The organism is Anseongella ginsenosidimutans, from assembly GCF_008033235.1.
GTDB classification, from domain to species: Bacteria; Bacteroidota; Bacteroidia; order Sphingobacteriales; family Sphingobacteriaceae; genus Anseongella; species Anseongella ginsenosidimutans.
Genome location: NZ_CP042432.1, coordinates 261,849 through 285,834 on the forward strand (window position 1 = coordinate 261,849; position 23,986 = coordinate 285,834).

Here is a 23,986-nt window from a genome sequence, read left to right on the forward strand (position 1 = left end):
CCTCCGAGGCTGCTTAAAAGCCCGGCCGGATGGCAGCAGCGCTGCAAGGCAATCGCAGGCAACAGCCCGCAACCGCAGCCCGGAAAGAAATAAATACCTGGCGGGGTAGCTCAGATGGTTAGAGCGCAGGATTCATAACCCTGAGGTCGGCAGTTCGATCCTGCTCCCCGCTACTTAAGGAAACACCATATTATGGCTGTTTCCTTTTTTTGTGCCAATAAGATTCTGTGGTATTTTCATATGCCAAAAAGCACTAAATACCTTTTTCAACTGTAAATCGAAAGCTACTGGAACTGAAGAACGCAGTTCATTAATTCAACTGCCGCCGCCTTGTCTTGAAAAGGTAATCCATAAATAGTAGAACACTTAGGGAAATTAAGTACGGAAAAACAGAAGTGGCAATTTCTATAATTCCTGGAGCAACATTGGATAAGTTCAAACCAAAATCTGGGATATAAGAATTCTTTTGTAAATGGAAGGTTTTACCATGACAAAGTGGGCATTACTAATGGCAAAACCGCATTGGTTGCAAGTATACGGGATAATGTCTGTGGCAGTCAGAACCCACACCTAAGGAGAGAGGCGGTGGACGGAACTGTCAATGTCTATCCCTTGAGAAACGGCAATATAATTTACGGGGCGATTATTTCAGGTGAGCATGTTTTTTATGTTACAGAGAGAAACAAGCCTGAAAGGAAAGACGGGCTTGCAAAGTTTACACACGTTTGGCTTTTTAAAAACAATGAATGGAAGATGTCTGATATTTTGAGCTACGACCACGGACCTGCAAATAAAAAGATAGACATAAAATTATCAGAAGGAGAACTAAAGGAGTTTGAAGGCAGCTATAAAAATCCAAAATTCGGAACATTTAATTATAAAATACAGGGCTCAAACTTATTAGTTTCTGGTACTGGATTCAATGCGGTACTCTATCCGGAAAGTAAGACCAAGTTTTTTATTAAAGAACGGGATCTGGGGTTCGAATTTGTCAGAAATGAGAAAAATGAGGTCTTTAAGATACTTGTGTACGAAAAAGGAGCAGTTGTAGACGAGCTTCTAAAATTTTAGAAATGTTACCGATAAAATAGTAGAGGTACCTGGCATCAAAACCACCTTTATTTGCTAACTTTAGTGCATGCCCACAATTACGTCAAATCGATGTTAATATGAAAAAGATACTGTTCATGGCTTTACTGGCGCTGGGAGGGACGATGGCTCAGGCGCAGGTAGTGGTGAATCCGGATGGCAGCCATTCTGTCGTACATGGCTCGGTAATCATTAATCCAAACGGTACGCATTCGGTTATTCACGGCTCGGTGGTCGTTAATCCCGATGGTACGCACTCGGTATTGGCTGGCCCGGTCATTATTAACCCGAACGGCGGGGTTTCTCAATTTCTCAGTCCAAACCAGGAACAAGCGGTGTTTCCTTTCGGATCGAAACCAGGAAATCAGAAAGGCCGGAAATCAAAAATGAATAAGTTCATCCAGCAACAACCGCCTGGGTTGATCTCGCGGACCGACTATCTTAAAGCCTGGAAAGCGAAGAAAAAATATGAAAAGCAGCAAAAAAGGAAGCAGAAGCGGGAGATCCGGCGTCTGGCGAGAATAAAAAAGTGAAGGATCTTATTTCAGGATAAGCGGGCTTTGCAAAGCCGTACCAGCCCCTGTAGTAAGAACGCAAGCAAGAGAAAGGCTCCCAGTATAAGCAGTCCGTTGAACAAGGCCCGGTTGTATCCAAGTTTTCCTACGTCGGCAAAGGGGTAGGGATAATGCCCGGTAAAGGCTCCTAAGACAACCACGTACAAGATGTAGATAATTGGATAAAACAGCCAGGGAACAAATGTTTTCCACCTTAATTCGTCTTTGGGAATAAAGAATGCCCAGAAGAATACAAACAACAAGGGCTGAACTACATGAAGCAACTCGTTAACCAATAACGGGAATCCCGAAGGCATTCCCAGCGGACGAAGGATCACGTTGTATATGATCGCGACCATGATTATGAAAACCATGATCGAAAAAACAGCATCCGGCCTTGTCATCAAACGATCATTCCGCGAATTGCCCGGCAAACAGTATAAAGTAAAGCACAAGGCCACCAGGATATTGGTAGTAATGGTAAAATAGCCAATAAACCTGAACAGCTGTTCCGCCAGGGAAACCGATCTGGCCGAAATGGAAATGGCGAGCTGACTAAGGATAGCGAACCACCCGGTTATCGCCCCAATAGCTGCAAAAGATCTGGTTGTTATCATTTTGGTTTGTCTATGGCACTAATTTAAATAAAAGACCAATATCCTTTTTGATCATAGGCGGCGACACCTTATTTTTATCCTATGGTATTGCGTAAATTCCATGATATCCTCAGAACTTGTTCATTATACCTGGCTGAACCATTCACGCTGCTTGACCGCCACAGGCACCGGTGGATATTGGTTGGTTTCAGCGGCACGTACAGTATTCTTTTTATGAACCTGTTTGTTCCCTTCAACGTGAATACATGGAACAACTCCTCGCTTTTGCCGCAATACCTGTCGCTTTCGGGTTATGGAACGCTTGGCATGCTGGTCCTGATCATCAGCCAATTCTGCCTGAGGCCTCTGTTTAAGTTCGAATGCCTGACGGTAAAAAAGTTCCTGCTGTGGTTTGTATTAGAGGTAACCGTACTTGCGTTGGTGATGCAGGTATTCTACGGGGATATGGCTCCGGGAGGATGGGAATTCCTCAGGGAACTGGGATTAAGCTTTCGATACACGGGCCTTGTCATTACGCTCCCCTACAGCATGGTACTTCTGTGGCTGTACATTCAAAAGCAGCAGGCGCAGATCGACATTTTTTCGGCAAGGCAAACAACGCCGGCTCAGGAATCAGGCAGGCAAGCAGTTTCAATTATCGATGAAAATGAAAAGCCCGTATTGACCGTTAGTCTTAGCAACTTGCTCTTTATTAAGTCGGAAGACAATTATGTATCGGTGTTTTTCATGAAAGATGGGGAGGCCAGGGAAAGCATTGTGAGGACCAGCCTGAAAAAACTGGAACAGGAACTTCCTACGCCTTCTTTGCTCAGAACGCACCGCTCTTATATGGTGAATATGGATCAGCTTGCAAGCGTAAATAGAAAAAATAAAGGATACGAGATCTGGCTGAACGGTCCGGCCCCGGGACCCATTCCGGTTTCAGCCGGTTACAAAGAACTTTTTGAGAAGGCCGTACAATCCTGTTCACCCCAAATAGCCTCCATTCATCCCATTTCCTGATCTTTTGCCCCCGATTGCACTTGCCCTGTCGTATCATTGCAACAAACAACGCTAACCATTAAAAAATAAGTATTATGAAGATGCTCAAATTTCTCATGATCGCATTCATGGTAACGGTTTTCACCAGCCAAGGGCAAGCACAGGAAAAGAACTGGACAGGAACCTGGCAATATTCGGCTCCGTCAGCGGATTACCCCTATCAAAACGGAAAGATCATTTTTTCGGGCGAGGAAAAGGAACTGAAGGTAGTCCTGGAAACAAACGGCCGGAAAATAGAAGCGCGGAACATAAAAGCCGCCAAGAACCAGGTTTCCTTTGACCTGACAATCGAAGGCGAGCTGATCAAGGTATCGCTCCAGGTCAAAGACAAAAAGCTGACAGGAACTGCAAGCTATTCCGGGGGCGAGATTGCTCTTTCCGGAAAACGGCCGGCCTGATCATCCTTGGATGGAACTGCCAAGCCGCTTTTGCTTTGCGCAAGGCGGCTTTTACGTGTCAGAAACGTTCCAATGCTCAGAATATAGATTTCTTGCATATATATTCCCGGTAAATGTTATTTTAGTATGCAGTAACCTAAACCAATTTCTTTGAGCCTACAGGCGTTATCGGACAAAGAGCTGATTGATCTCCTTAAAGAGGATCATGAAAAGACTTTTGAAGAAATTTATAACCGGTACTGGCTGAAATTGCTCAAGATCGCTTATCAGAAAACAGGTCACCGGGAAGCGGCCGAAGAAATCGTGCAGGACCTTTTTATCAAATTGTGGGAAAGGCGAATGGAGTTGGAAATCAGGCGGTCGCTGGAAAGCTATTTATTTATCGCCGTCAAATACCGCGTGATCAATTTCGTTCATAGCCAAACAACGATCATTCAGCAGGAAAATTCGCGCCTGCCCTCCGTCACATGGGAAAACCAAACGGAAGAGCAGCTCAATTACCGCGAAATGAATGAGCAGCTTCGCCAGGCGGTTCGTAAACTTCCTGAAAAATCACGCATTGTTTTCGAGCTGAGCCGTTATAAGTATTATTCCAATAAACATATCGCCGATAAGCTGAACATCTCTGAGAAAGCTGTTGAATATCATATTACGCGTTCCTTAAAATTACTTCGTTCCCAGCTGAAAGACTCGGTGATACTCATAGCCCTGCTGATTCTGCTTTAGAGTGAAGCTTCGCTTCGCAATATTCCTCAAATTTATTTTTTTTAAGACAGTTTAGGGTTCCGCTTCCGCGAACTGACTTTATATATGGATGCGAAACAAACCTGAACTGTCCCCGGATTTGCTGAAGCGTTTCCTGGCCTGCCAATGCAGCGCGGAGGAAGAAGAGGCAATTGCGCGTTGGTATCGCAGTCTGGGAGGGGAAGGAAAGCCTTACAACTGTCAAAGGAAGAAGAAAACACCTTAAAACAAAAGCTCTGGTCGGCTATTCGCTTGGGCATATACGGCAGCTTCCCGCCCGAAAAACAAACCGGCAAGTTTAGACGGTATCTCCGGGTATTTTTCTGGCCGGCGGCTGCAGCGGCTTGTATGTTGTTGCTGTATCTCTTTTTCGCGCCATCCGGGACAGACATCCTGAAAACGCTGCCTCCGCAGGATAACCGCATAGTTTTTAATAATACCGGGGATAATATCCTTTGCATTGCATTGCCTGATGCCAGCCTGGTTTGGCTGCGGCCGGCGGGAACACTTTCCTATATAGATTTTGGCAGGCAGGACCGGCGGGAAGTTACCCTTCAGGGTGAGGCTTATTTTGAAGTACATTCAGACCCCGGTAAACCTTTTATCGTATATACCGGAGAAGTAGTAACCCGTGTCCTGGGCACGAAATTCAATATTAAAGCCTACGACCAGGATCATACGGTGGAAGTGGAAGTAACTGAAGGAAAGGTAGCGCTGTCAGCCTCGCAGGACCTGCAGCTCGCCGCCAATCAGAAAGCGGTATATAATATAAGCGAAAGGACCATGGTAAAACTGGATGTACCGGTAAGCGTTCCCCATATCACTGCGGAAATAGCGGAAGAAGCCCGTTTTGAGTTTAATGACGCTCCGTTTACGGAAGTGATGGATCTTTTGGAAAAAACTTATCAGCTTGATATTCAGCTGGAAAATGATGCACTGAGTAATTGCACGCTCACCGCGTCATTGAACGATGAAACGCTGGACATGAAACTAAGACTGATCTGCAGGTCCATCGGGGCCGGTTACAGGCGCGAAGAAAATAAAATATTTATATCCGGTGACGGGTGTACGGCTTTATAAACCCTTCTTTAATCTTAAAAACCCTTTGTTAATATGCTAAAACCATAAACTAAACCAAACAGCCCGGCAGGCCGCGATGTCGCGTGGCCCGCCCCGCCCTGTTTCTTCGCCGGGATATCCCGGGCCTGAAGGAACAGGATTTCATGTAACAATAATTTAACTAAACCAAACAGCTTTATGAAAGTAGGAATCAATCGTGATTTCATCGCATTCTGCATGAAAATCACCGCCCTCAAGTTATTTCTGTTCGTTCTGTGTTCCAGCCCGGCGCTGGCGCACGAGCCCGGCCTGCCGGAAGGCGAATTACCCGGCGCCCTTCAATCACAGATCAAGGGAATCGTCACCGATGCCGAAACAGGAGAAGGCCTTCCGGGTGTAAGCGTAACTATTAAGGGAACGACCATAGGAGTATCCACAGATACTGACGGGCGTTACAGCATCGAGTCTTCCGGCGAGTCCTCATCGCCGAGCCTGGTATTCTCTCTATTGGGGTATTTATCCAAAGAAGTGCCTATAGGCGGTCAGGAAGTTATTAATGCCGCTTTGGAAAAAGACGTAGCCGGCCTGGAAGAAGTGGTTGTGATCGGGTATGGAACCCAAAAACGATCCGACCTGACCGGCGCGGTTGGCTCTGTCAATGCAAAACAACTCCAGGAGCGCCCTGTAACCTCTCTTAACCAGGCAATAGCCGGGAGGATACCAGGCGTCCAGGTAAATGTGAATTCCGGCCGCCCCGGTGGAAAAACCAATGTCCGGATACGCGGATTCAGCTCCATCAACTCATCCAACAACCCCCTGTTTGTTGTAGACGGCGTACAATTGCCGGTGGGTAACCAGGCGGAACGCAGCTCAGCCATTGATTATATTAATCCAAATGACATTGTATCCGTAGAAGTGCTGAAAGATGCCTCATCCACGGCCATTTACGGAGCAAGAGGCGCGAACGGGGTAATCCTGATCACTACCAGGAGAGGAAATTCCGGCGAGGGAAGGATCAGCTACAGCATCGATCTGGGCGTAAACACCTACGGCCCGAACAAGCCGGACGTACTGAATACCGAGCAGTACCTGGCAGTAGAAGAACTGGCATGGAGAAATATGGAAAAGTTTGACCCCCAGGGTTGGGCCGAAGGCAAATGGGCAGATTTAAACCCTGCCTTAAAAAGAACGGATCCGCGGCTTTTTGACAGTAACGGGAACCCCTATTACGATACCAACTGGATTGAGGAATCAACGCAGAGTAAATTATCCCAAAACCACCAGTTGAACTTTAACGGCGGCAATGACCGTACCACCTACTCCTTATCGCTGGGTTTCCGGGATGATGAAGGCCTTTACCTGAACTCCTTCCTTAACCGTTATTCAGGCAGGCTGGCGGTAGACACCAAGGTAAAGGACTGGCTGGCAGTAGGTACGACGATCAATTATAACTTCCAGTCGGAAAACAATGTGGACTATAACGACCAGATCCCGCGGCGGATGGTGGAAGACTTTCCCTTTCTGCCTGTACGTTATGAAGACGGGACTTACGCCGACAACCGGGACTACCCCTTTGCGGAAGGCACGATGAGTTCCGTCCACAACCTGATGGAACGGAAATTCATCCTGAATACCCAAACCCTGCTGGGAAGCGTCTTTTCGAATATCACCTTGGCTGAAGGCCTGGAATTAAGGACGGTTTTGGGCGCTAACGTGATCACCCGGGAAACCAACCGGTACGAAGGGCGGACCATCCAGATCGGATCGCAGGGAAGAGCCTGGCTTGCTAATGCAAGGGAAACATTCTGGTCTTTCGAAAATTACCTGACCTACAACAAAACCTTTGCTGAGATCCATTCATTCACCGGGATGCTTGGGCTTTCCTGGCAGGAATCAAACTACTTTAATATGTCCGAAGAAGCCCGGGAGTTTTCAACGGACTATTTTTCGTATAACAACCTGGGAGCCGGCAGCAGGAACCTGGCTGTAGGTTCGGGCGCGAACAGGTCGGCGCTTAATTCCTACTTCGGACGGTTCAACTACATTTTGAACGGCAAGTACCTGGCAACCTTTACAGGTCGTATGGACGGTTCTTCTAAGTTCGGGGAAAACAACAAATACGCATTCTTCCCTTCCGCCGCTGTAGCCTGGAGAGTGTCCGAAGAAGATTTTATGCAGGACAGCGAGGCTATTTCCAATCTGAAGATCCGTACCAGCTACGGGCTTACCGGCAACTCCGAAATACCGCCGTATTCTTCCCTTTCCCTGCTGGGATCGGGATACGCCGCCGTTATCAACGAAGCAAGAGTTGGCGGCACGGGTATTAACCGTTTGGCAAACCCTGATCTGAAGTGGGAAAAAACGGCCCAGTTTGATGTGGGAGCGGAACTAGGCCTGTATAATGGCAGAATCTCCCTGGAAGCCGACTATTATTACAGGAAAACAACGGATATGCTTCTGGATGCGCCCGTGCCGCAAACCAGCGGGTACGCCACGATCCGGCGGAATATAGGATCAATGGAAAACAAGGGGCTGGAACTTGCGCTGAGGACGGTAAACATTGAAACTGACCGCTTTTCATGGAATACTTCGTTCAATATTTCCTTTAATAAGAATAAAGTGCTTGAGCTAGCCACGCGTGCAGATATTTTCGGCGTAGGCGGCCCCGGGATCACCAATGAAACCAGTATTATCCGCGAAGGGGAACCGGCAGGCGCTTTCTGGGGGCTCAATCGCCTGGGCGTTTGGAGTACCGAAGAAAAAGAGGAAGCAGCTCAGTTTACCAGCTACCGGAATGGATTGACCATACTGCCGGGCGACATCAAATATGAAGATGTGAACGGGGACAAAGCCATTACGGATGCGGACAGGATGATCATCGGGAACGGCAGCCCTAAAGGCTGGGGGTCTTTTATCAATAACCTGCGGTACGGGAATTTCGACCTGACCCTGGACCTCCAGTTTATGTATGGCAATGATATCATGGATATGAACCTGCATTCCAGCGAGGACCGGCAGGCGTTGGCTAACAGCTATACCAGGGTATTGGATGCCTGGACTCCTGAAAACCAGAATACCATGATTGCCCAGATACGTGATACGCGGGCGGGATACGTGACCAACGTGGATTCCTGGTGGGTTCAGGACGGCTCCTTTATCCGCGGCAGGAACCTCCTTCTGGGATATACCTTTCCTCAGAGCGTCGCCCAAAAGATGCGTCTGAGCAGCCTTAGAATCTATGCTTCCACGCAAAACTTCTTTTTAATAGTGAACGATGAAGTGATCGGCGATCCTGAGATCACCCCTATCCGGGGAAATGACAGCAACAATGTGTTTTCACAGGGTATGAAATGGCATGAGTATCCCAAACCAACGGTGTACATGCTGGGCCTGCAGATCATGTTATAATTCATTAACACTTTAGAAAAATTATCATGAAATCAACGATATTAAAAAGCACCGGCAAGATATTCCTGGCTGGTATGCTGCTGCTCGGCGCCGGTTGTTCCGATTTTCTTGACGAACAAGATCCTTCCAACCTCACGCCGGAAAGTTTCTATACGATTCCGGCTCATGCGGAAGCGGCCATTGCCGCCGTATATGACAATACAAGGTTCTACGGGGACGGGGCCGGAATTTTTTCGTCAAACTGGCAGCTGCTGGAAGCCCCTACGGGAACTTCCACCACGGAAACGGCTCAGAATTCTGACCTGAACAACTTGTATTCCCTTACCTGGGACGGCAATACCGGGCATATAAAAAACTGGTGGAGGGGGATCTACCGGGTAATTGCGCAGGCAAACCTGGCCCTTGACAAGGTTCCCGGCATTACTCCCATGGATGAAGCGCAGAAAACCACCATTCTTGGTGAAGCGCATTTCCTGCGGGCCTGGGCCTATTTTTACGCCGTCAGGCTTTGGGGTGATGTGCCTTTGGTACTTACTCCTCAATCCGCTTCATCTGAAGATTTCTTCCCGGTCAGGACGCCGCAGGAAGCCGTATACGAACAGATCATCGCGGACCTGAAAGCAGCCGAAGCCGCAGGTTTACCCTGGACGGACGCAAGCGGAAGAGTTTCTACCGCTGCCGCCAAAGCCATGTTGTCCAAGGTGTACCTCACGATGGCCGGCCACCCGCTGAACAAAGGCGAAGCCTATTATCAGCTGGCCGCCGACAAAGCCAAAGAGATCATTGACGATCCCGGCACCATCGGCCTTTTTGCTACCTATTCCGAGGTGCATGACGAAAGCCTGGACAATACGAAGGAACATATTTTCAGCCTTCAGTACAATGATCTCGTAGCCGGCAATCCCATGGGAAATATGTTCCCTAACTTTAAGCCGGTATCCTACCGGGGGCCTTCCGGCACAGGCAGTACGGTACCTACCCTTTCTTTCTATGAATCCTACGAAGCCGGGGATATCCGTACGGTTGACCAGGAAGGATACTTTTATACCACCTATTATACCAACGGTAACGGCGAGCCGTTTGACCTGGGAGCGCCTTATATTTTCAAACACTTTAACGTGACGGCGAACGGCAGTCCCGGAAAGGCAGGTACGGCAAAAGATAACCTCAATGTCCCCATGATCCGTTATGCTGAAGTGCTGCTAATATATGCCGAAGCGCAGAACGAAATAAGCGGCCCTACCGCCGAGGCGCTGAATGCGCTGAAAAGCATCCGGGACCGGGCTGGCCTTGCCACACCCGCCCTGGGCGCCTTTAACCAAAGTACCTTCAGGGAAGCGGTATGGAAAGAGCGCTGGCATGAGCTGTGCTATGAAGGCATCACCTGGTTTGACATGGTGCGTTTGCGGAAAGTATTTAACGAAACCACCAAAGGCTTCGATAATTTTGTAGGCCACGTTAATTTAAACTCCAACCAGGCTTTACAGGAAAAACACCTGCTCTTCCCCATCCCGATCCAGGAGATGCAGAACAATCCTAATCTTACGCCGCAAAATCCGGGGTATGATTAATTGCGGCGCTCGTTAAGTGGCATATAACGAATCCCCGCAAAAGGGTCTCCTGTAATAGAACGGGCTCCTGTATTGAACGAGCCCCCTGCAAAAAAGCCCGGGCAGTCGAATGGCTGCCCGGGCTTTTTTATGCTGTACTGTTTTATGCAGTACTGAGGTAACTGTAAAGCCTGGTATTAATTATTTTCCAGCCGGCTGATCGCGGTTAATGTGCCTCCTTCTACCTTCAGCCCCTGTGTGGCTGTTCCCGCAATGGCGTCCGCTTTATAAACATAGCTTATACCGTCTGTCAGCGTAAGGCCAATGTATGCGGTTTTCCCGTCCTTGGGAGTGTAATTATTGGACGTCACCGATTCGATTTCCGATACTTCCGGCATCCCGCTGATCCATTTAAAGGTTTTATTTTGCAGATTGATGGCAGCCAGGCGCTTGCCCTGAACATAACCGCCTTTTTCCGCCGGGGAAGTCAGCAATGCGATCACGTTACCGTTCCCTACATAGGTCCAGGAAGTGATATTGCTTCCCCCGGAGGCCTCTTCGATGTTAAAATAATAACTTTGATCAAATTCCGTAGTACCTGCGCTGATACGCGTGATCGCGGAAGGCTTGGTGGAAGTAAGGTCCTCTCCGTTGGTTGCGACAGAGCTGGAGAACGCGTATACGTCACCGTTTTCGACAAGGGCCAGCCCGTTTTCAAAGTAGCGGCCGATATAGCTGGTACGATCGTCTTTGATCACTGTTTCAAGCTGCATATCCGGATAGGAATAGACGGCTACCCAGGCGCTGTCAGGATAGCTCGTGCCGAAGGTATCACCGCAGCAACCCTTAATGCTCATATAAGGAGCGAACACCTTGTCGCCCACCTGCGTGATCCAGGTAAAATGCGCGCGCTCGCCATTGCCTGCCAGCTTTACAATGTTCGTTTGGCCTTCATCCGCAATGAGCAGTTGCTCACTGTCCACCCGGTACCACAAAGCCTCCTCGCCTCCGCTCCGCGGGACTTTTATCAGTAAAATATCGTCGTTTACCGGCGCAAAAGCCTGCACGGTCTCTGTCTGGAAATTGGTGACTTTTTCCAGCCGGCCAAGTCTGTTCAGTTCGTAAGCGGTTACCGCACCCGGGTTGCCCTGCCCGTAGAGCATGCTGAAAAATCTGTTATTATGGGTTACATAGTAACGAAACGTACCATCCTGTTCGATCCCGTTGCCCGCTGTTGAAATAGTTCCTGTTTCCAGATTTTCGGCAGTCAGGAGGTAATCGGCGACTCCCGTGCTTGCCACCGGGCTTACCGCCAGGATAAACTGCCCTTCCCCGGTAACCGGGTTTTCTGTTGTATCGTCCTCGGAACAGGCTCCCAGGAGAAGCCCGGCGCTGATTAACGCAATAGCTATTTTCTGCATCTTCATTTTTTATTTTTATTAAATTATTTCGAAATAAAATACCTAAGCTTCAGGAAGAAGGCCCGGCTGGGCTTTTGAAGGCTGAAATTATCGTAAAGCAAGGCGTCTGTCAGGTTCTTGCATTCCAGCGCGATGTTATACTTTCCGTCCGCCAGGGTGTACACAATATTGGCATCGTGCGCCCACTGCTGCGGGACATCGTACTTGCCCTCCCGATTTCCGCGGCTTGGCCAATACAAGTAAAAGGCGTGTACGTACAGCAGGTTATAACCAACACTCAGCGTATTTCCTTTTCTTCCTACATCATTCAGGAAAACGGATACGTCGCCATTGCCGAAAAGAAAGGGCAAATTTGGCATACGATCCTGGTAAACAGGGCTGATGCCGGTGTAGTTCGGCTCGTATTTTTGTTCATTGCGAACATCCTGGTAAGTCATATTCACCCCGGCTGTAAGCCAGTTCCTGAAGGAGTACCTGACCTGGACATCACCACCGATATTGGAAACCCCGTCAAGGTTCTGCGCCACCAGTTTTGATTGGTTATTATTCAGCCTGCTGTAGATATAATCGGTAGCGTACCGGTAAATAGCATTTGCAGAAAGGGCGAAACGGTGATCGTCTTGAAAGCCGAAAGAATAGGCCACACCCAGGTTTACATTATCGCTGCTTTCCGGCTTCAGCTCAAAATTAGCTTCCTGGTTTTCCAGGTCGCCAAACAGTTCGTAGTTCTCGGGCATCCGGTTGCTTTTCTCATAGGAAGCTTTCAGCTGAAGTTCAGGCCGGATAAAATAACTGACCGCGGCCCCGTATCCAAGCTGTTTCGTGACATTGGTTTCATCCCTGAATGCCTCGTCGCCCCAGTTACCGGTCGGATTATAACGCACCCCGGTTGTTGCCTGCTGCCACAGGAATTTCCCGAATACGGTTGCGCTCCATTTATTAGCCAGGTCGTACCGGTAGGCAAGGCCAAGGATATCCTTATTGGTTTTGCGGGGCTGCTGGTAGCTGTCGTTCTCCGGATAAAGCTCATCCTTTCCTTTCCGGTCAAAAGTAGAGAATACGTTATTAAGGGTCACGGAATGCTTATCGCTGAGCTGATAACTGAATGTGGAAGTCAGCAGGCCGTTATTATTGCCGTACTTGTACATGGTTCGCGAGCGCTCGCCCCCGGTTCCTTCGTACTCCTTGAATTTGCCAAACCAGTCATATCTTCTGAACAGCGTGTCAATATTCTGCTCCTTGCCGAAATTATAATTCGCGTTCAGTGTAACGTCCAGCCCTTTTACCAGGAGGTTACGTTTTTGATATTTTAACGTAGGCATCAGCATATTTCCCCTCCGGTGCCAGGCCCCGAATACGGACACCATTCTCGCACCGGTTTGAATCTCTTTATAATTCTGGCCCAGCGTAACTCCCAGCAGCAGCTTGTCCGCATAAGGCTTATCCACCACTCCCACGCTGGCGATCACCGTCTCGTTGTGATAGTTGTCATGAAAACGCCTGATCCTGGGAGTACCGAAATACTGTCCTGTATTAATATCGGAGACTTCCGGTTCTACCCAATAGTTATTGTCCGAATAATTCTGAAATGCGTTCAGCCGGAAAGTCAGTCCCGAAGGCGAGGTAACCGCCGCGTTTACGGTGCTTCGGTGGGTATTAAAAGAACCGTAGGAATAAGAAACATCCAGGTAATTCCTTTGCCTGTTGCCGGTCACAATATTTACTGCTCCACCTAGTGCATCTGATCCGAGCCAGACCGGGACCACTCCTTTATATACCTCTACGCGTTCGGCAATATTGATGGGGATATTATTGATCTGAAAGGAAGAGCCGAAGTTGTCCATGGGAATGCCGTCAATAAAAAACCGCACATGGTTGCCCGTAAAACCGTTCAGCGAAAAAGTAAAATTGGAGCCAACCCCGCCGGTTTCGCGAACCCGCACACCCGAAACCCGGTCCAGTGCATGGGAAAGATCCAGTGTTGAATTATGCAGCGAGCGGGCATCAATAGAAGTAACGTTATAGGCCTGCCGGTTCACTTCCTGGTTTTTGGAATAGCCGATCACCGTTACTTCTTCCAGTTTGTCGGTTTGAACTTCCAGGGAAACACTTAGGGTCTGCACTACCCCGGCGGAAACCTCAACTTTGCGGCTCCAGGCCCTGAATCCCAGGGCAGTTACGTAAACAACATGCGTGCCCGGCGCAATACCCGGGAGAAGATACCGGCCCTGTTCATCAGAAACCACCCCGGGGCCGCGTCCATCCGCGGCATTCGCACCATCAGGCCCGCCTCGTCCATCCAGCCCGCCCGATTCTTGCGTCCCACCTGATTCTCGCGGCCCGCCCGCACCATCAGGCCCGCCCAGCTGAATAAAAGCTCCCGGAACCGGCTGCCCTGAGGGGTCCGTAACACGTCCGCTAATACTGCCTGTGGAATTACTCTGGGAAAAACATAAGAAAGAGAAGGCGCACAATATTCCCGAAAGCAAAAGTTTCTTACCTTGCATTGCTTTTAATAATAAACCGTGTTAAAAGTAGGCCGGATCCGTCCGGCTAAACTGTCGGGTCAGAGACGCGACATTCGGGCCGTGCAGTTCGCAGCTGCATGGCCCTTTTCATGCGGCAAAGATATTATTATTTTTAATAAGTCTAAATAAAGAAGCTGATTTTATATTCAACGCCCGAAAAACAGCGGCAGAAGCCCCTTAATATCAAGGCACTCCATCTGAAAAATTTGTTCCCCGATGCAATGATATTTTATGGAAGCTGTTAACTTTAAGCTATATAAATGAATATATAAATCACACAATCATGAAAAGTAAGATTCTATTCGTTGTCAGCCTCCTTTTCGGCCTCATGTTCATTAATGCGGGGCTTAATAAATTCTTTAACTATATGCCGGTTCCTGAGGACATGCCGCAGCCGGTGATCGACATGTCCATGCATATGATGGGAATCGTTTGGCTGATGCCCCTGATTGCCGTGGTGGAGATCGTAGGCGGCGCGCTGTTCATATTCAGGAAAACGAGAGCGTTGGGAGCCCTTGTTATCTTACCTGTAATGGCGGGTATATTTTTAGCACACCTGCTCGTTGCCCCTTCCGGATTGCCCATGGCCATTGTGCTTTTGATCATTCTTGTCTGGGTCATGATCGAAAACCGCCGGCGATACCTGGCCCTCATTGCGGAGTAGAACGGTACGGCAACATATTTTTCGCAGGAAGCGCTGTACCAGGTGAATACCGGGTAAGTGATGGTTACACCGGGAGCTGCTGCAGCCGTGAGTGTGGCAACTACTATTCAAACGCTGGAACCGTCATTTTGGGCGACTCCAGGTCAAAATGGTTAACAGTGCTGACCGTAATATCCTTGTGTTCACCTACCGGCAGAATAACCACCGTTTTCATTTCCGGCAAATCCGACATGGGTATTGCGTCATCTCCATTGGTATCGAAACGCTGATATACGCCGTGCCGGGGAAACCGGGCGATCAGCTGGCTGCCCTTATAGATGTTGAAGTGCTTGATGCCGGACTCGATGTCAGCATCTGCTTTCCAGCGCAATTCTACCGCCACATTATGCAGGCGTTTTCGCTCCAAACCGTAAGGCGCCGGCGGCGGCGTCCGGTCAACGACCGTTCCTGTGATGCTGTATTCTTTCCATTTAGCCGCCGTAACCGAATCTGGCAGCCAGGATAACTCCCGGCGTTTTTTGGGATATCCCGTGTACTTATAGGTATTCAATAACAGGGTATCACCTAACCAGCTGCCGGATTTATCGATATCCCTCAGGGCCTTAAATGAAACCGCCTCACCTTTTGGAAGCCGCTTTGCCAGCACAGACTCATAAAAGGGAATGGCCATATAGCGAACAAAGCTGTAATTGTGATTTTGATAAGGCGTATAGGTAATGCTGGCGAGCCCACCCGCCGACCTTAATTTGTGAAAGGAATTGATCGCTGTTTCCCAGCATTTTCCATTTGGTGAATTGCTGTCGTTTGCACCGGCATGGCGGATCATTACCGGTATTTTCAGGGCTTCTTCCGGGTAATCCCAGGACGGGTCAAAAGCGGGCGAATAGCAAAAGGCCGCCAATATCCTGGCGGGATAATTTTTCATCATCGCCAATACCCAGTATCCGCCGCCGGAATGCCCCCACAATAGCCAGGGCGAATCTTTCAGTTCCGGATGGTTGGATGCTTTTCCAATTTTCTCAAACGCCGTCAGCAAGGATGGGCCCGAGCCTGATTCGGGGTCCCGCCACTCGTAGCATCCCGATTTATAGTACAGATCGGGCCCAACGATCGCCAACCTCCATTTTTTGGCGAATGCCTGGTATTGCACGTCATAGGCGCTTGATACGCCTCGTCCTTCCATACCGCAGCCGTGTTGGTGAATAAACACTCCACGAACGGTATCTACGCCCTCGGGAATAAATACATTATACACCGCGGAATCGGCGGCGCCGGCATTTTTCACAACCACACGATACACGGCGCCGTTTGCCGTCTGTTGTATACGAACTTGCGAAGGCAGCCTCACATTAGTAGCAGCGTCCCGAATAACAGCTGTCTGCTTAACCTGCGCTGAAACTTGCCCGCGAACCTGCCCCGAAAGGCTCAGAAGAAACACTATCAGCACGACCGCGAAACGATCCCGAATATTATACCTATTGACCATAACTGAAATTTAATCGTCCCAGGGGCGCGCTGTCGCCTGTAACATAATAATCCATAATATCATCGTACTCCGTGACATTATCGGCAACTTTGAATTCGATTGCGCAATCGCCTGCCGACAATCCCAAGGCTGCCAGGGGAATAGCTACCTGCATCAGGTTGCCCTTTATCACATACTCCGCCTCGCCGGCATTTACCCAATTATAACCGCCGGAAGATCTTTCGACGCTGGTTGTTCCCGGGCCGGCTACGGTTCCTGCTTCGGGCCGCCGGTTAACGATATACTGATACCCCTCGAAATCTTTACTTCCATGCGATCGGATCAATATATTCATCCAGTTAAGATCTGATCCGTTATAGGGGGTGATACCGGCAGCCGTTTTTATCCTGAAATACAGGTTTTCTTTGTCGTGGGTTACTTTGATCTCTGTAATATCATTCCGATTGCTTTGGTCAATATATTTGCCCGTTCCGGCTGCGTTGGAAAAATTTCTTGGAAGCGCATCGCCGGCGAAATCGGCGTACGTTGCCCTGACTTTTTGCCAGGCCCCGGCATTATCCCGGCGGATATCAATCCTGGCTTTTTGCGGTGTGCCGCCGTTGTGAACGTTACCGGCTTTGTCAGCGTACTTAAACTTCCTTACGTTTTGAACCAGCTGTAAATAAAAATTATCATGATATCCCCCCTTCATCATTTCTATATCGCGGGAGAACTCATGGTTATACACGTCCACGAAAAAGACATCGCCGGAATCTTTGGCGTATTTAATGGCCATCCATTCATTGAAAGAGGTAACCAACACGTTGTCCACCCTCTTTTGACTGGCGAAAACGGCATCCCACATTGTTTGAAAATTAGCACCTGCAGTCCAGTCCTGCTCAACTTTTTGGGTTATATGGTTATACCCCCGGCTGCATTCGGGATGCATACTGCTTGCCGCTATCACCGAATGACTGTGCTGCGCAACGGGCACCGCTACCGTACCATTATGATTCCACTGCGGATACTGCCAGCTCATCCAGGGTAAGGAATGCTCGTTGTATTCCCCGTTTGGCCATTGCGATTCCCTGACATCGAAATAACGCTTCATCGCGGGGCGGATAAAATCAACATATACCCCGCCTTCCTGGTTCTGCGCCTGGTACCGGGTCATATCTGAGGCGTTTCCGTTGGCTTCGGTGATCCCGACGATCATCGGCTTTCCCTTCGGTTTGAACCAGATCGCATCGTATTTTCCTGATTTATAAAAGCGCTCATAGAGCGTTTCCACAGTAGTTCCGGATCGTGTATTCGTATAAAAAACCACCCTGGGAACGGAAAATCCCTGTTCCTGGAAAGTCAATAATGCGTCCAGTAAATTTAACGTGGAAGAATCATAGACCACCGTATTGGTGGCGTCAATGCATAGGTAATCGATGCTTGCGTTGGTGAGTAATTCTATGTGGCGGGTAACCACCCAAGGGTCGCTCATGCTGTAATAACCATACAATGGCTCGCCCCAGAAATGAAATTCATGTAAGGGGCTTTCAGGGGTACCCCGCGGATCGTCCAACGCTGAGGGCTTTGTATTCAGCAGTTGCTGGATATCGTATATTGCCCGCTGCTGGGACTGATGCTGGCCCAACCAGACGGAATAAAAAACGCCTACGTATTTCGAAGGGCCTGGCGTTTCCCTTACTGTTCCGATCCGCCTGCCTAAGGCATCCGTGCCGGAAAGATTCATCAAGGAAAAATGATGTTCATCAACCCGGGAAACAGATTTGTCCTGTGCCAATGCGAAAAAGGCGAATGGCCAGGCGAAGACGATACAAATAAAATATTTCATGCTGATAAAATGTTTCGCGGAAATTTAATGCGCTTTATTCCAATCCGATTCAAAACGATAGTTCCCTGAAGGCAGGGTGAATACCGCGTAGCCGCCCTCATACCCTTCATAAACTGCATAAGGATGCTTTCGATAAGATTTTCCGTCTACGGTCAATTTGCTAAGGCCGGTTGCAGGCACATACACGGTGGCCGTACTATTGCCCGGAATGCTAACTGCTACATGAAGCCGGCCATCCGGTTTCTTATTCCAGGCGCTTTTGATCTCGCCCCGGACAGACTGGTAGCTTCCGCTGCAGGAATCCAGTTCCGTGGGCACATGTGGTTTGATCACGAATTCCTCAAATCCCGGTTTGGCGGCCGAAGGGACGATACCCAGCAGGTATTTGTAAAACCAGGAACCAACCGATCCCATCATGGGATGATTGTGCGAGTTCATGGAGCCGCCTGTGGCGTATTCCCACCTTTCCCATAAGGTAGTAGCACCGTTTGCAAGCATATAACCCCAACTCGGGTAAGTGTCCTGCGCGGCAATCTTGTAGGCCACATCAATGTGTCCGTTTTCAGTGAGTACCTCCAGCAGGTATTTTGTACAGATGTTTCCGGTAGTCAGATGGTATCCCCGGTCAACCACGTCTTTCACCAGGCTCTCCAGGGTCCTGCGCTTCCGTTCACCATCGGCTAAGCCAAAAAAAAGCGCAAAGGAATTGCAGGATTGATTATTAGAACCGTAGCCTCCCAGCTCTTCCTTCCAAAAGCGTTTATTAAACGCAGCTCCGGTTTTTTCCGCCAGGCGACGGTAAGTGATCACGTCTTGTTCATTACCGGTGATCTCCGCCATGTCAGCGATGATACCTGCGCAGTAATACAGAAAGCCGGTGGATATCAGATCACCAGGCGTATTTTTGGAAATGGCGCCATATCCGGCCCCTTCCACGCCAAAAGCGGCAGGAGGCGCCCAATCACCGTAATAGCTGTATTCAACAATCCCGTCTTTTGTACGGGTAGCCAGGTAATCCACCCAGGCTTTCATCCCCTGGTAATGCTGGCTGATTATGGTACGGTTTCCGTAATACTCGTAGGTTTTCAGCGCCAGCAGCAGGTAACTTGCCGATACGGGATCCGCCGGCCGGGCGCCGTACCTGTAGGGAGCGGTGTCGGCAATCCGGCCCAATTCATCCTGGGTGTCGGCGACGTCATCCAGGTATTTTGGATAAAACCGCGACATATCAAAATTATAAATGGCCTGCTCAATCCTCGGCGTCATATCATTCATCCAGCCCATGCGTTCATCCCGCTGCGGGCAGTCCGTAGGGATACTGTGCAGATTGCTTGCTTCGGTACGCTTAACCATTAACCAAATGGCATTCAGCAACTCATTGCTGCTCGTGAACTGACCGGCGTTCGCCACGGCGGACCGCACCCGCTTTATGGTAAAGTCCGTTAGAACGGGCTTGGTCCGGTAGCCTTCCACCTGTACATACCGGAAGCCATGGTAGGTGAATTTCGGCTCCCATGCTTCACCCATGGGGTCGCCCTTAAGTACATAGGTATCAGTGGCCTCGGCGGTTCTCAGGTTTTCCTGATTGACGGTGCCGTCGGGGTAGCATGTTTCCGCAAATCTCATGGTAATCACATCTCCGCGTTTACCCTGTACGCGTAAAGACATCCATCCCGCAAGATTCTGACCGGCATCCAGCACATAAACGCCCGGTGAAACCTCGTTGATCGCTACCGGGTGAAACGCTTCAACCACCTGTATGGGCTGCAGGTGCTGCGATACCATCTTGCCTCCCGGCGGCTCCACAATTGGCGCGTATCCCCAGGTTTCATTCGGAAGGCCTTTGATAATGGTATCCGTGGGAAGCAGCCAGTTTTCATGCTCCAAACGGGCATCGTAGTATTCGCCGTCGAGGATCCCCGATCGAACGGTGGGCCCTGTTGTGACCCGGCGGATATCATTTGACGTGATTCGCCTGGTGGTTCCGTCGGCAAAGGCCAGGTCCATCTGCAGCCTCAACTTCGGTATCCCGTACCAGCCGGGCGCCACCGAGATTAACATGACATTATCTTTTACAAGAAGATCTGTCACATCGAACGTGGTATAGTAAACCCGTTTAGAATAATCACTCGTAGCGGGGTCAAGGACATTTAGCCCTGCCTTTTTCCCGTTGATAGATAGTTCGTGGTACCCGATCCCCGCAAGATACACTTTGGCTGAAACGACCTCTGCCGGACAATGGAATACATGGCGGAAATAGAGGACTTTGCCTACCCAGCCAAATGGGAACCCTACCCAGTCGGCCTGCCAGTCAGACTCATTTAACAGGGCGGTCCCGAAAAAAGCGACATCACTTTCCAGTACGCGCCCGCTATGCTCTTCCCAAACCCTGACCTTCCAGTAATACGTTGCCTGGCTCTTTAAATCCTGTCCCGCGAATAAAACGCCAACGGATTGAGCGGATTGCACCACTCCGCTGTCCCAGATGTTTCCTTCCGATTCAGCCAGCTTTTCCGGCGAGTCAGCCACCAGCACCTGGTAGGCTTGCTGCCTGATATTTGGCAGGTGACCATGGAACGCCCAGCTGAACTGCGGTTTTTTTACCATCAGGCCAATCGGGTTACCTGCATATTCTACTTTCAGATCCGTCAATCGCAGATCGTCTTTCCCCCGGGCGGGGCTGACCGCAACCCCCATCAACAAAACCGGTAAGACAAACAACCGTAGTATTGCCCACTTATTCCTTAAATTAATTCCTTGCTTCATCGCTACGTTCTTTTCGGTGACCCCACTTTGCATACCAGAATACGATGATAAAGCTGATGCCTGGTAATACAAAAGCTTTCGATATGTCTGTGGCATCCGCCATCAGGCCCATGAGCGGAGGAATCAATGCGCCGCCGACAATGCTCATGATCATGTACGAGCCTGCTTTTTTGGTTTCCCCGCCCAGGCCCTTTAATCCCAGCGCAAAGATGGTGGGAAACATGATACTCATACAAAAGCAATTAACCATCAACGCATAAACAGCTATTATTCCCAAATTGAGTAGTACAAGCACCAATGACAGGATCGCGATCATCGCATAGGCGGCCAGCAATTTAGCAGGTTCTACATACCGGAGCAAGGCCGTTCCCAGAAAACGGCCAGCCGTATATAAAACCATTGCCGCCGACAGGTAAAATGATGCGGATTGATTGTTCATACCGGGCACTTCCTCAACCGCATAGTTGATAAAAAAGCCCCACACACCCGCCTGCGCGCCGATATAGAAAAACTGGGCAAGAAGGCCATTCACAAAATGCCGGTGCTGAAATAGTTTTTTGGCCGGCCCTGCCGCACCCGCCATCGGCCCCGTATGGGTTTCCTCCCCGGATGTGATCTCAGGAAGTTTCACGAAGGAAAAAACAAGGAGCAATGCCAGTACGATCAAACCAATTACGAGATAAGGCTGCTGGACGGAGATTAACCCGGTACTACTGTTGTCTCCGGCAAAAAGCACCAGCCCGCCAATAAGCGGCCCCAGCACAACACCCAGCCCATTGAAGGACTGGGCAAGATTTAGCCGGAATACAGCGCCTTCAGGTTTACCCAGGACAGTCACGTAGGGATTCGCCGCCGTTTCGATAATGGCCAGGCCGCATCCGATGACAAACAGCGCAGTAAGGAAAAAACCGAACGTTGCCGCCTGGGCAGCCGGGTAAAACAAAAACGCTCCCAGCGCATATAATGAGAGCCCCAGTAGAATCCCCCGTTTATAACCGAAACGCCGCATGAAGTATCCGGCGGGCAGGGCCATTAGAAAATAAGCGCCGTACACGGCAAACTGTACCAGTCCCGACTGTCCCTTTGACACCTGCAGTACGTCTTGAAAATGCTTATTTAGTACGTCCAGCATACTAATGGCCAGTCCCCACATAAAGAACAAGGTGGTGACCATGACCAGGGGGAACGTGTAGCGAATCATTCTATTTTTTGCAGGTCAAATCCTTTTATCGTAAAATGCGTCCAGGGTACTCCTGTTGCCCCATATTGGTCATGGAGGTTATATACAACTCCAATTGATACCGGTGACTCCTCTATTATGTTGAGTAATAATTCTACTGTTTTATCCTGGTTGTCCATCAGGTTTGCATATTGAATCGTCGACGGCGATGCCTGGACCGCTGTATAATCCGGCAAAGATTCCCCTATAGCCGCCACTCCGTATATTTCCGCCGGCCCCTGAGCAGCTCCCGATTCAATTTTTAACAAGTAACGGCCCGGTTGAAGGGTCACCGTCTGATGGATCTTACCATTGCTAACCGGCGGCGCTCCCCAAACCGGCGCGCAGAACGTGTTCATCGCCTGGGTGCTATTATCATAACTTATAATGGCATCCGAATTATGCGTCCACCCGGCTGCCTGTTGCATTCTGCCCGCGCCCACGGCCGGCAGCAAATCCGAACCATCGCCGGTAAATGGCGCTTTTGCATTTGCCAACTCTATAGGTGTCGCTAGCGTATAGCCATTGGCGCCGCTTTCATTCAGCGTATTGTAGGCATCGATCTCAGCGAAACCTACTTGCATAGCACCCGGGTCCATCGCGGAGTTTACCGTTACCTTAAAATACCGGGCAGTCATCGATCGCTGCAAGGGCAGCTGCTGGCGGAGAAAAGAGGCCGTCACTTCGGCCTCCAGTACGGTTGTCCAGTCATTGTTATCCAGGCTTACTTCTATTTTCAGCTCTTTAGGGCCGTCATTATTACCCGGGGCATTTTAACATAGTAAAACCCGTCAATTAATTTCGGACTGCCCATGTCCACGGAGATCCAGTACGGAAATGCTCCTCCTTGTTGCGTACGCCATGAAGTAGTACTATTGTCATCTATTAGATTACCTGCACCATTTGCGGCATCTTCGCCGGAGGTTCCGTCAATAATCCACTTGCCTTTCTGAAAGTCCATCATCATGGCTGTCTTAACATCCAATGAGGTTGAAAAGAAATTGTCAATGGAAGTGGACGCTGGTTTATAAACAGAATAATAAAAATAGTCTTCTTCCGTGTTAATGTTCTCTAAAACAATCGTGTTTTCACTGGCTGGCATATCCACACTATCCTTCTCACCTGACGTAGTGGTATATACGATTCTTACTGCTGTTTCGTTCGAAAACGCCGCATCAAAAACCAGCTCGACAGAACTTGAAGAGCGAATGATCTGGTCTTTCCATTTTCTTGGCTTCAGGGTATTTTCATAGCTGTCGCCATAAACTTCTACCTTTACCGCCCGGGGCGCAGACACCCCACCCGCTGCGTTCATTGTGACGATTCTTAAAACATGCTCCTGCTCCTGTAATCCGTCAATTATAACCGTTTGAGGAGATTCCGTTATCTCAAACTCCTCGTAGTCCCCGTTATTGAAAAACACCTTCCCTTTAACGGCGCCCTCCGGCGCAGTAAACTCCACCATCGCCCTGTTTTTCCCTGAAAACGCAGTTAGGCCGTCAACGGGTACGGGAGCCGTTACCTCATCTTTCTGACAGGAAGTATGCAGCATCAGGAAAAGTATTGCAGGTATAAAGAAATAGCCTGTATTTTTCATCTTAAAAAGATTATTCTTAT

The 23,986-nt window shown here is 49.3% G+C and carries 18 protein-coding genes and 1 tRNA gene; 10 read left to right on the top strand and 9 right to left on the bottom strand.

Features of this window, described 5'->3' with window-relative positions; genetic code table 11:
• Positions 1-99: 99 nt before the first annotated feature.
• From FRZ59_RS01180 to FRZ59_RS01190, 3 genes are all read left to right on the top strand, one after another.
• Positions 100-173, top strand: a tRNA-Met gene (locus FRZ59_RS01180).
• Between the two features lie 322 nt (positions 174-495).
• Entirely contained in the window at positions 496-1,071 is a 576-nt protein-coding gene (locus FRZ59_RS01185; protein WP_132127684.1) for a nuclear transport factor 2 family protein, read from the top strand.
• A gap of 98 nt (positions 1,072-1,169) precedes the next feature.
• Positions 1,170-1,622, top strand: a complete 453-nt coding sequence (locus FRZ59_RS01190) for a hypothetical protein (RefSeq protein ID WP_132127683.1) — start codon at positions 1,170-1,172, stop codon at positions 1,620-1,622.
• A gap of 11 nt (positions 1,623-1,633) precedes the next feature.
• Here the strand turns inward: FRZ59_RS01190 and FRZ59_RS01195 are convergent, their stop codons facing one another.
• Positions 1,634-2,260 carry a Pr6Pr family membrane protein gene (locus tag FRZ59_RS01195; protein ID WP_132127682.1) on the bottom strand — a complete coding sequence of 209 codons (627 nt, stop codon included), beginning with the start codon at positions 2,258-2,260 and terminating at the stop codon, positions 1,634-1,636.
• Between the two features lie 81 nt (positions 2,261-2,341).
• On the opposite strand from FRZ59_RS01195, the gene FRZ59_RS01200 reads away from it, so the two are divergent.
• The 6 genes from FRZ59_RS01200 (at position 2,342) to FRZ59_RS01225 (ending at position 10,481) form a co-directional block, all read left to right on the top strand.
• Positions 2,342-3,262: a LytR/AlgR family response regulator transcription factor gene (locus FRZ59_RS01200; protein WP_132127681.1), complete on the top strand. Its 921-nt coding sequence runs from the start codon at positions 2,342-2,344 to the stop codon at positions 3,260-3,262.
• A gap of 74 nt (positions 3,263-3,336) precedes the next feature.
• Complete coding sequence (locus FRZ59_RS01205; protein ID WP_132127680.1) at positions 3,337-3,699, top strand: hypothetical protein; 363 nt, start codon at positions 3,337-3,339, stop codon at positions 3,697-3,699.
• Positions 3,700-3,849: 150 nt separating this feature from the next.
• The gene (locus tag FRZ59_RS01210) at positions 3,850-4,425 is read left to right on the top strand and encodes an RNA polymerase sigma-70 factor (RefSeq protein WP_158640480.1); all 576 of its coding nucleotides are present in this window, start codon (positions 3,850-3,852) and stop codon (positions 4,423-4,425) included.
• Positions 4,426-4,569: 144 nt separating this feature from the next.
• Complete coding sequence (locus tag FRZ59_RS01215; RefSeq protein WP_147698202.1) at positions 4,570-5,523, top strand: FecR family protein; 954 nt, start codon at positions 4,570-4,572, stop codon at positions 5,521-5,523.
• Positions 5,524-5,700: 177 nt separating this feature from the next.
• On the top strand, positions 5,701-8,910 hold the full coding sequence (locus tag FRZ59_RS01220) for a SusC/RagA family TonB-linked outer membrane protein (RefSeq protein ID WP_207910194.1): 3,210 nt from the start codon (positions 5,701-5,703) through the stop codon (positions 8,908-8,910).
• A gap of 26 nt (positions 8,911-8,936) precedes the next feature.
• A complete protein-coding gene (locus tag FRZ59_RS01225; RefSeq protein WP_132127677.1) occupies positions 8,937-10,481 on the top strand; it encodes a RagB/SusD family nutrient uptake outer membrane protein in 1,545 nt (514 codons plus the stop codon).
• A gap of 176 nt (positions 10,482-10,657) precedes the next feature.
• On the opposite strand, the gene FRZ59_RS01230 is transcribed toward FRZ59_RS01225, so the two are convergent.
• Positions 10,658-11,887 carry a DUF4374 domain-containing protein gene (locus FRZ59_RS01230; RefSeq protein WP_132127676.1) on the bottom strand — a complete coding sequence of 410 codons (1,230 nt, stop codon included), beginning with the start codon at positions 11,885-11,887 and terminating at the stop codon, positions 10,658-10,660.
• Positions 11,888-11,904: 17 nt separating this feature from the next.
• Positions 11,905-14,388 carry a TonB-dependent receptor gene (locus FRZ59_RS01235; protein WP_132127675.1) on the bottom strand — a complete coding sequence of 828 codons (2,484 nt, stop codon included), beginning with the start codon at positions 14,386-14,388 and terminating at the stop codon, positions 11,905-11,907.
• A gap of 304 nt (positions 14,389-14,692) precedes the next feature.
• Between FRZ59_RS01235 and FRZ59_RS01240 the strand changes: the two genes are divergently transcribed.
• On the top strand, positions 14,693-15,073 hold the full coding sequence (locus tag FRZ59_RS01240; RefSeq protein ID WP_132127674.1) for a DoxX family membrane protein: 381 nt from the start codon (positions 14,693-14,695) through the stop codon (positions 15,071-15,073).
• 103 nt (positions 15,074-15,176) lie between these two features.
• Here FRZ59_RS01240 and FRZ59_RS01245 read toward each other — a convergent pair whose 3' ends face one another.
• From FRZ59_RS01245 to FRZ59_RS01270, 6 genes are read right to left on the bottom strand one after another with little or no spacing between them, the layout of a single operon-like run.
• Positions 15,177-16,559, bottom strand: a complete 1,383-nt coding sequence (locus tag FRZ59_RS01245; RefSeq protein WP_132127673.1) for an alpha/beta hydrolase family protein — start codon at positions 16,557-16,559, stop codon at positions 15,177-15,179.
• Positions 16,549-18,384, bottom strand: a complete 1,836-nt coding sequence (locus FRZ59_RS01250) for a hypothetical protein (RefSeq protein WP_132127672.1) — start codon at positions 18,382-18,384, stop codon at positions 16,549-16,551. The genes FRZ59_RS01245 and FRZ59_RS01250 overlap by 11 nt, the downstream gene beginning before the upstream one ends.
• Before the next feature lie 24 nt (positions 18,385-18,408).
• Positions 18,409-21,081: an alpha-L-rhamnosidase gene (locus FRZ59_RS01255; protein WP_158640482.1), complete on the bottom strand. Its 2,673-nt coding sequence runs from the start codon at positions 21,079-21,081 to the stop codon at positions 18,409-18,411.
• Between the two features lie 52 nt (positions 21,082-21,133).
• Positions 21,134-22,351: a sugar MFS transporter gene (locus tag FRZ59_RS01260; RefSeq protein ID WP_132127670.1), complete on the bottom strand. Its 1,218-nt coding sequence runs from the start codon at positions 22,349-22,351 to the stop codon at positions 21,134-21,136.
• Complete coding sequence (locus tag FRZ59_RS01265; protein WP_147698203.1) at positions 22,348-23,052, bottom strand: DUF5013 domain-containing protein; 705 nt, start codon at positions 23,050-23,052, stop codon at positions 22,348-22,350. Before FRZ59_RS01265 ends, FRZ59_RS01260 begins: the two co-directional genes overlap by 4 nt.
• A gap of 53 nt (positions 23,053-23,105) precedes the next feature.
• Positions 23,106-23,966, bottom strand: a complete 861-nt coding sequence (locus FRZ59_RS01270; protein ID WP_147698204.1) for a DUF4998 domain-containing protein — start codon at positions 23,964-23,966, stop codon at positions 23,106-23,108.
• Positions 23,967-23,986: the final 20 nt, after the last annotated feature.

Coding starts and splice junctions, on each gene's coding strand:
- FRZ59_RS01190 (WP_132127683.1), top strand. CDS start 1,170: ATGAAAAAGATACTGTTCATGGCTTTACTGGCGCTGGGAGGGACGATG.
- FRZ59_RS01195 (WP_132127682.1), bottom strand. CDS start 2,260: ATGATAACAACCAGATCTTTTGCAGCTATTGGGGCGATAACCGGGTGG.
- FRZ59_RS01200 (WP_132127681.1), top strand. CDS start 2,342: ATGGTATTGCGTAAATTCCATGATATCCTCAGAACTTGTTCATTATAC.
- FRZ59_RS01205 (WP_132127680.1), top strand. CDS start 3,337: ATGAAGATGCTCAAATTTCTCATGATCGCATTCATGGTAACGGTTTTC.
- FRZ59_RS01215 (WP_147698202.1), top strand. CDS start 4,570: ATGCAGCGCGGAGGAAGAAGAGGCAATTGCGCGTTGGTATCGCAGTCT.
- FRZ59_RS01220 (WP_207910194.1), top strand. CDS start 5,701: ATGAAAGTAGGAATCAATCGTGATTTCATCGCATTCTGCATGAAAATC.
- FRZ59_RS01225 (WP_132127677.1), top strand. CDS start 8,937: ATGAAATCAACGATATTAAAAAGCACCGGCAAGATATTCCTGGCTGGT.
- FRZ59_RS01230 (WP_132127676.1), bottom strand. CDS start 11,887: ATGAAGATGCAGAAAATAGCTATTGCGTTAATCAGCGCCGGGCTTCTC.
- FRZ59_RS01235 (WP_132127675.1), bottom strand. CDS start 14,388: ATGCAAGGTAAGAAACTTTTGCTTTCGGGAATATTGTGCGCCTTCTCT.
- FRZ59_RS01240 (WP_132127674.1), top strand. CDS start 14,693: ATGAAAAGTAAGATTCTATTCGTTGTCAGCCTCCTTTTCGGCCTCATG.
- FRZ59_RS01245 (WP_132127673.1), bottom strand. CDS start 16,559: ATGGTCAATAGGTATAATATTCGGGATCGTTTCGCGGTCGTGCTGATA.
- FRZ59_RS01250 (WP_132127672.1), bottom strand. CDS start 18,384: ATGAAATATTTTATTTGTATCGTCTTCGCCTGGCCATTCGCCTTTTTC.
- FRZ59_RS01255 (WP_158640482.1), bottom strand. CDS start 21,081: ATGGGGGTTGCGGTCAGCCCCGCCCGGGGGAAAGACGATCTGCGATTG.
- FRZ59_RS01260 (WP_132127670.1), bottom strand. CDS start 22,351: ATGATTCGCTACACGTTCCCCCTGGTCATGGTCACCACCTTGTTCTTT.
- FRZ59_RS01270 (WP_147698204.1), bottom strand. CDS start 23,966: ATGAAAAATACAGGCTATTTCTTTATACCTGCAATACTTTTCCTGATG.